The following is an 8356-nucleotide window of genomic DNA, read 5'->3' on the forward strand; positions in this document are numbered from 1 at the left end:
ATTCAGGGGGCAATTGGAGATAAAATTAGAAATCGGGAATTAGTACCACTCATAACTCTTAAGCGATGATTATAAATAATATAAGTGCTATCAATGGAGAAAATATGGCGACCTTATAGTAACCAAGCCATTTACCTGTCGACTTAAAATGTTTGTTTAAGCGACTCTTCATTGCTGTAATTTCAGTATTTAACTCATCTGGGTACTCAGCTTCTTTTCCATCAATAGAGCTAAATACAAGATCTTTAGCTTTCTCCAATGATTCATACTTATTCTTTTGACTTTTAAGCAATCCGTACATAAGCAGAATCGTAACAATAACTCCGATTACTAGCAGGACAAAAACTAGTGCGTCTAACTGACCCTTTTGCATAATTGCGGCTAATGCCATAACAGAGGCTGGGACGGAAAAAAGCTTAAAAACAATGTCACTAGTCAGATTAGTTAATTTTTCAGATAGCTCAATTTCAGCTTCAGCAACTTCTTTTTTAGCCTTATGAAACGAAAAACCACTTAAGTAAGTAGACAGATTATTCTGATATAAAGCAACGAATGCTCCCCAAGAATCAATCAATTTGTTAAAGGCTTCATCTGGGGCATAACCTCCACCTAAAAATTCATGCAATGAAGCATAAAAAACACTCAGTTTATCACTGTAGTGCATATTCAATTCGGATTCGGCTGAAGTCAACTCATTCAAAAGAGAGAAATTAATGTCTTTCGATAGTAAATTTTCAGAAATACTTACACTTAAAACTATAGGTGTTCGATGTTCACCTGAGAGATAAACTAAAGTCCGAGAATCACCCATTTTTTCATCATGATAATGAGCTAAGTTTTCAAGTTTAGCTACACTTCTAATTAGTAATTTCAGCCGGCTAAAAATATCATCGTCATCAGATTCTATTGAGTTAGCTGAATAATATAAATCTTCATCGAATAAATAAAATTCAGGCAATTCAACACCTTCAGAATAAGAAAATGTAAAGTTATCAAGAAAAGCATTTAAGTTTTGGTAAAATTGAGATTCATTAGTTCTAGGCGTTCGAAAAGTTAACTCAATTTCTTGGTCTATATAATCATTAAAATTGACTGAATTTCCATCAATATCACTACCATTTATCTCACGCAGGTATTCACATTGCTCAAGAATTTCAGCTATACCCTCAGTAACATGAACAGAGCAACTAAACACAGGCCGATTAAAGCTATGCTGAGATGCTGCTCTGCGTAACTGAACTAAAGGATAAAAAGACACTGGTTGCTACCCATTAATTTGCTGATTTAGTTTATCAATCAGATCTTGTGGAAGATCCTTGATTATAACTTTAGCTCCATCGAAGTAAACCCTTGCACTGGGATTACCACCTATATCTTCCTTATCAAATTCTAGGTGTAAATCGTCACCTTTGTAGACTAAATGAGTCATTGTTTTGAGTTTTGTCTTATTAACAGGGAACTCAGGTGGAACACCACTTTCTTCGCGGTTTAAATATGTAACAAACTCATCAGCATATCTATCAGCCTGCTCTTCATCATCGGTAGGAAAAAAACGTCGGGCGATTCCTTCGATATCAGGTAAAGTTGCTGGTTCATTAGATTCAGCTTTTTGTTCCAGATAAACAGTCAACGCTCTTTTTAAGTTTGGAGCATGCGCTTTCAAATCTTCTTTAGACTCGAAAAAACCAACACTTTCATCAACAGCCGCTTGAGTTGCTTTTGCTGAAGGTGCACCAGCTTTACATCCCATCGCCTGAATGAAATATCCAGCTGCTGACTGACTTGTTTGTGGACTAACAAAACTTAAATACGTAGAGTCCTGACGTTCAATATCATCAGCGTTTTGATAGGCGCTGTATTTAGAAAAATTAATTTTAATTGCTTGATGAAGCTTACTTAAATCAATGTATTCAAGATCTTCCACACCGAGTGTATCGGAGAATGCGAATCCTGACTTTTGCTTGATCATCGCAGCTAAATAGAATCTAACTCCATCACTCTCATAATCCGAAAATAAGATATGTCCACCAGTAGCGAATGCAACCCCAGTAGCTTCTCGAAATAACTCCTGCATGACTGACTTTGATAGAACCATGAAGTCTTCATCACTAACATCTTCTAGTTCTGAGTATTCATAAAATGAATCGGGTACACTTCCAGAGGCCTCATCGTCCCGAAAAACACCATATCTGGCACTGTTATTCTTTCTTCCATAAATATTAACAACGCCAGCAATTACATTCTGTACACTCTCATTATCTACAGGTAGAAGGGATTGTCGGTAATGCAATGGTTGAGGTTCTTCATTTTTTTCTTTTATCAATTCATGCACAACAGCTCGATGAATAGTGATTGCCATGTAAAGTCCTTGAAGATAATTATAAATATGCAATCGTCTTACTATATAAAAGCCACACGAGAGAGTAAATGAGACCCGCTTACATTTTTTGCACTTTACACATAAAAACAAAGATTAAGAATTGCCTACTTTTTCATAACTTTCCCTGAAGTATTATCCATCCGGTACTGTGAGATCGTTCCGTCCAAGATGTGTTTTATTACTTCAACTACTGTCGCCAGTGGTACATTAAACCACTCTCTAGGCTTGTAGCTCTGTCCATCATGTCCTTTGAGGGTGATATTCAGTCGCTGGTATCCCAAGAAACCATGCACTAAAGTCTCTAGCTTATGAGCATCTATGTTGTAACATTCTGTCGTCATTACCACGCGAACAGGTGCTTCCAAAAACGTACGATCTTTCTCTGCATGTTTAATGCGGTCTTCGACACTACCTTCGGTGAACCCAACTTTGTAAAGGTTTGCCTTGTAGGGTGCAAGAACACTATCTGAACTCTTAGTAGCAAGCACATATACCAACCCGGTAGGAACTGGATTATCGCCAGGCTCGAGCAATTCTCCCTCACGGGTAACTTTACATCCATGATCGTCACGGACTAATCCGTGTGTCAAAGACTGAAAAAGCATATGTAGCTCTGTGCCATTTTCGAAGACTAAATGCAGCCTTGCATTGTAGCTACTGTAACCTTCCAATCTTTCTCCAGCAGAATGAACATACCCCATCAAGCCATTAAGAATAAAAAAATCACCAACCTGTATTTTTAGTTCATGGCGAAAACGCTCAAGTGACGCTGCGCCTGATTTAAGTTCTTTTTGGACTATTTCAAAAATAGGAGCATATCGAGGAAAATCCGCACATGGCTGACGTTTGGCAATTTCTTCCGGCTGCGATTTTTTTTCTGCAGGAACATGGCGAATAGTGAAAATGTCAGGGGCATCAAACTCTAGCAGATCATCATCATCGTCAAAGATATCATCCAAAGACATAACCAATTCAGACTTATCTATTTCAGAAGACGGTGTCGATTCTTGAATTTCGTAGGTTGAGGAGCCGACAGATTCCATTGATGGTATATATGAAGACTCATCAGCTAACAGGCCATAACAATCAAACTCTTTAAGCGACTCTCTCTGTTCACCGTTTAATTTAAAGGCTTTTAAACGTCGAGCCAAACGCTTCTCATCGAATGAGTCCGCATCATCAGATGGTATGCGTCCATTCTTTTCGAAGAATGTTGTAATTTCCTCAAATTGGCTCGCGATTCGGTTACCAGCAGGTGTTTTTGCCTTTAACGGAGCTACATCAAGCAGCCCCAAGTCATCGTCTTCAGAAAAAATATCATCTAAGTCTCGCTTTGGCGTTTTCTTAGAAGAACGTAAACAAATCACACCTTATCCCTCTTGTTTTGCCATTCTCTGTTGCTTCATCTTGCGAATATAAGCAAGCACCTCCGCATAACGGACTTCAATAGGATCAGATGCAGTTAATGATGGTTCTCGTTGACGTTCTTTACTGAAAGCTTTAATTCTAGGCCATAGCATCACAGCTTCTTCTTCTGAGACTTTGGCTTGACTGGCTCTTACCGTCTCTTGAATCGTCTTCAGCATTGCGGCATTTACAGACTTAGATAATATTTCATAAGCACCATGAAACGGGTTTACTGCATCAATCAAATCAATATCTAAATTTTCAATGTTGACGAACTTATCACCCATCTTAATAAATTGCCGACTCGCACCAGAATCATTATTCCCAGGCTGATTATTTTTACCATTTCCTGATGTTGAGCCATCATCGACATCAGCATCATCTGGCAAATCTTTTTCATCGATAACACCACCATGTTGACCAATATACAGGCTCTGAAGAACCCCTGAGCGAACCTGCTCAATCTCATGCTCTTCCAAGTCTGGATATAAAGTTTGAATCACAGAAGGTAGTTCTATTTCATTGATAACTTCTGGCGGTGTTGTTTCGGTAATGACACCTTTTACAACAGGTTCTTTTGCCATTAATGCCGACAATATTTCGCCTTTATCACCATTTAAAATATCTAGAACCTTCTGGGATACTGGTGTAGCTGAGTCATCGATGATAAGAGTGTTGGCTGGTAACTCCCCACCTTTCCATTGAGAACGTGGTTTAAACTGAATGCTTGGAGCCAAAATCTGCTCCATAAGTAACGAAGTGGTTATCGCTTTAAGCATATTGTTAACCGAAACCTTAACATCGTCGTCTTGCGCATCCGGTTGAGCGATGAGATTCGTAAACTGGGCGTGTGTTTTACCTTTACAATCACGAGTTGCTCGACCAATTATCTGAACAATTTCGGTCATTGAACTGCGATAGCCGATGGTTAGAACATGTTCGCAGAACGGCCAGTCAAAACCTTCTTTTGCCATTCCCAAAGCGATAATGATGTCCATCTGTTCTGCTGACTCGATATATCTTAAATATGCTTGGACTTTTGGTCGCAGATGAACGTTATCGTCAACTAAGTTGGCAACCAACAGAGTTCGCCCTGTTTGCTTGCATTTTACTTGGTATATACCGGTGTTGGGGTCTTGCAGAATAACTTCGCCTAGTACTTCAAGAATTTGATCGACTTCCATGTGCTTATCTTTGGTCGATTCGCCGGAATTCACGTTAGGAATATGAATGATGGTTTTTTTAGACGGGTCAAGAATTGATGGTAAAGCCTCGATATAAGAACCTTGATAAAAGTGATAGCCAATACCCAATGTTTTTAGATAGTTATAACCATTCAGCTGTTCATAGTAGGTGTATGTCACCTTAGTAAACTTCGCTTCATCTTCTGGCAATAAAATAGGCACTGCATCTCCGCGGAAATACGAACCAGTCATCGCTAAAATGTGAGCAGAAGAACTATTCATCAATACATCGATAAGATTACCTAATCGACTATTCTCATCCGCAGACACATGGTGAAATTCATCTATAGCGACAAGACAATTATCGAAATCTTGCGGAGACAACTTATCGAATACGCTGCGTAATGTTGAGTGCGTGCAAACCAGTGTTTGCTCTTCGCTCTCCATAAAACGCTTAAATGAGTTCGTTTTGCCTGATTCACTACCGCTGATACATAGGTTGTATTCTGGCTTAATCGTCCAATCAGAGAAGAATCCATATTCAGTCAAATTGGTATCTTTAAATGAGCCGCCAATAGACATTTCAGGAACAGCGACAATCACTTTTCGCAGCCCCTGATTAATCAGTTTATCCAATCCTAAAAACATCAAAGCACGAGACTTCCCGGAAGCCGGTGGCGCTTTAATCAATAGATACTGACTATCACGCTGGGCGAATGCCCGTGCCTGCATTTCACGCATCCCCATTTCGTTATGATACGTGCTTTGCCCTGTTTGTTTATAACTGACTTCCAATATATTGTTATTCATTCCTTCAAACCTTTTGCCAACTAAATTGAAGTTATTTTTTATTCTAGAGCTAGTTGTTCTTCATAACGTGCCAATAGATAACTTAAACGGTCATCGGTCTCTTTAAACGTCTTATCTCTATAAAGCTTATCTACTACAACATCCAATGCCTGATGAGCGGATAACAACGCTGTTGGCATCGTATCCGGATTATAGAGCTCTGCTAGTGTCTTTCCTGGAAAATCTTCCCGTATAAAAAGTATGTCTTCAGCAAGCGCTTTTATTTGTTCACGTTGTTCAGGCGTAGCATCAGGCCAAGGAAACGTGTTATAAACAATTGTTGGTGTATATCGGTAATCACTTTTTAGCCGCCCTCCAACCAAGCGCATCCACTCATTATGCATTGTTGAGCACATTATTCCTAAATCATAAAGTGATCCACCTGGTACAATATTATTCAGATCAGTGCTTATTACACTTGAATCTAAAATATCAATAGGAACATATTTTCGTCTTTCAGAAGAAACCTTAGGAACTAAAATATATTTTCCAGAAGTTGGATGCCTGATTTCAGCGAATAGATGAGGGGTTTGTGCGCATTTTTGAGTAGCAGATCTTGTACTATTTTTTCTGTAGTCTTTTACTTTTTCAACTCTTTCGTTAACAAGAGGCATATGGCTAAGTTGCTCATTCGTCACACCATTTAACCACAAACACCAACGGTCTTTACTATTTAGAAACTCTGTAGAGCCTAATACTCGCTTTATCCATTGTTTTGCCATTGGTTCTTGTTTTAGTAACTGCTCTTTTTCTGATGTGTCCATCAAAAGGTAGCCACCATCATTTGGCATACTTCCAAATCTCATAATAGTAGTATCTGGTTTCAATGGCTTAGCTCTCGAACTAACTACAACATTTTCCCCATCAATTAAGTACGCATTGATGTTACTAGCTAAACGACGATGCCACTCTCCATCAATCAACTGAAATATATGTTTTTTCTTCATCATTGCAGACAAACCAACTATCACAACATGAACAGCTGCTTTATCTTTTGCATTATTAGCCCAGGTAAAAGTTTGATAAGCAAAATGTATACTCAATCCACTATCAAAAATAAAAGGCCATAGTGCGGCAGCTTGCTCTCCTTGGCATATAGAATTAGTTGCTACAAATGCTAATTCAGCTGTACTTTTTTTGATGTAATCAGCGCCTTTCCGAAACCAACATGTAACATAGTCCAAAGAGCGAAGAGATTTAACTCCATCGAACACTTTCTCCATATCTTTACGCTGCTTAGCATCTCTTCCAACGTGCCCATGAAATGGAGGGTTACCAATAACATATACTTCATCTTCTTCAGCTTTAGGACAAACTACTCTCCAGTTGAGTTCTAAGCTGTTTCCACTGACAATTTTACCTGTTGGTTTTAGAGGTAATACGGGATCTGCAGGTCCAATATCTTCTTCCCATTGCTTATTAATTTGGTGTTCCGCTAACCAAAGAGAAAGTCGTGCGACCTCACATGCAAAATCATCAATCTCGATGCCATAAAACTGATCAAGATGAATATTGCTCATGAAAAAACTTTGGTCGATTTTCATCAACGCTTTAATAACGTCAATTTCAAGTAATCTCAGTTCCTTGTACGCAATGATCAAGAAATTACCAGAACCACATGCGGGGTCAAAGACCTTGATTTGGCTTAATCGAACAAGTAGACGCTTAAGACCATTAATGCTGGTGCGTTGTTTTTCCAGTTCAGCTCGAAGTGAATCAAGAAATAGAGGCTGAATCACTTTCATGATATTACTGTAGGAGGTGTAGTGCTGACCTAGACGGGCTCTCTGCTCTACATCAATCACTGCCTGAAACATACTACCGAAAATATCAGGGTTAATAGCACTCCAATCTTCCCTTCCACATTCAATAAGAATTCGCCGTCCTTTTTTCCCTAACGTTGGTATTGGTTCATCACTAGCAAATAAACCGCCGTTAACATATGGGAAATCAGTAAGATGTTTAGGAAGACGCTGACGAAGGTCGCTATCATCATGGCTATTCATTACTGAAAATAGATGATAAAAAAACTGGTCTAGATTACTTCCATCTTCTTCTGTACAACTTTCTATAGCGGAAGTAAATTGACCTTTTTTATCGAAAATACCAGTATCTTCAGCAAATAAGCAAAACAATATCCGTGTAAGAAACACGTTTAGCGCATGAATATCTTCTGGTTTACTTAAGTGATTGTTCACACGGATTAAGTCAAAGAGCTTACCCATTTTGACTGCAGCCTTTACATCTGCAGGCTTTTCGCTGTTCAAAATAGCCTTTTCTAAACCAACCAACGGCAGGAAGAAACTGTAGTTGCGATGCAGCACTTCAAAGTCAATATCCAGTCGTTCACTGGTTGCAGTATCCCACGCAAGAAAACGTTCAAAATCGGTAGTCAGAATAAAGCGAATTTTGTTCTTAGCTATCGATGGATCGGCAATTTGTTCATCCAATGCCGCATCAATATCCTGCCCTTCTTCTACTGGAAAATAATAAAGTTTATTCTTTAACCCAACAGGGCCTGGAATCTTAGCCACAT

At 38.9% G+C, this 8356-nt stretch carries 5 protein-coding genes; all 5 read right to left on the reverse strand.

Annotated features, from left to right (window positions below):
* Positions 1-58: 58 nt before the first annotated feature.
* Positions 59-1258, reverse strand: a complete 1200-nt coding sequence (locus AACQ17_RS02985) for a hypothetical protein (RefSeq protein WP_094167776.1) — start codon at positions 1256-1258, stop codon at positions 59-61.
* A gap of 6 nt (positions 1259-1264) precedes the next feature.
* Positions 1265-2359, reverse strand: a complete 1095-nt coding sequence (locus AACQ17_RS02990; protein WP_038160567.1) for a nucleoid-associated protein — start codon at positions 2357-2359, stop codon at positions 1265-1267.
* Positions 2360-2484: 125 nt separating this feature from the next.
* Positions 2485-3747 (reverse strand): GIY-YIG nuclease family protein, encoded by a 1263-nt coding sequence (locus AACQ17_RS02995; RefSeq protein ID WP_094147083.1) that lies wholly within the window; start codon positions 3745-3747, stop codon positions 2485-2487.
* 3 nt (positions 3748-3750) lie between these two features.
* Positions 3751-5781 carry a DEAD/DEAH box helicase gene (locus tag AACQ17_RS03000; protein ID WP_094167777.1) on the reverse strand — a complete coding sequence of 677 codons (2031 nt, stop codon included), beginning with the start codon at positions 5779-5781 and terminating at the stop codon, positions 3751-3753.
* A gap of 38 nt (positions 5782-5819) precedes the next feature.
* Positions 5820-8356, reverse strand: a 2537-nt coding sequence (locus AACQ17_RS03005; protein WP_094167778.1) for a class I SAM-dependent DNA methyltransferase, incomplete at its 5' end; no start/stop codon positions are given.

The organism is Vibrio sp. V10_P2A27P122 (genome assembly GCF_963874335.1).
GTDB classification, from domain to species: Bacteria; Pseudomonadota; Gammaproteobacteria; order Enterobacterales; family Vibrionaceae; genus Vibrio; species Vibrio anguillarum.

Bases quoted from the DNA above. Each gene is read 5' to 3' on its own strand.
- AACQ17_RS02990 (WP_038160567.1), bottom strand. From the start codon at position 2,359: ATGGCAATCACTATTCATCGAGCTGTTGTGCATGAATTGATAAAAGAA.
- AACQ17_RS03000 (WP_094167777.1), bottom strand. From the start codon at position 5,781: ATGAATAACAATATATTGGAAGTCAGTTATAAACAAACAGGGCAAAGC.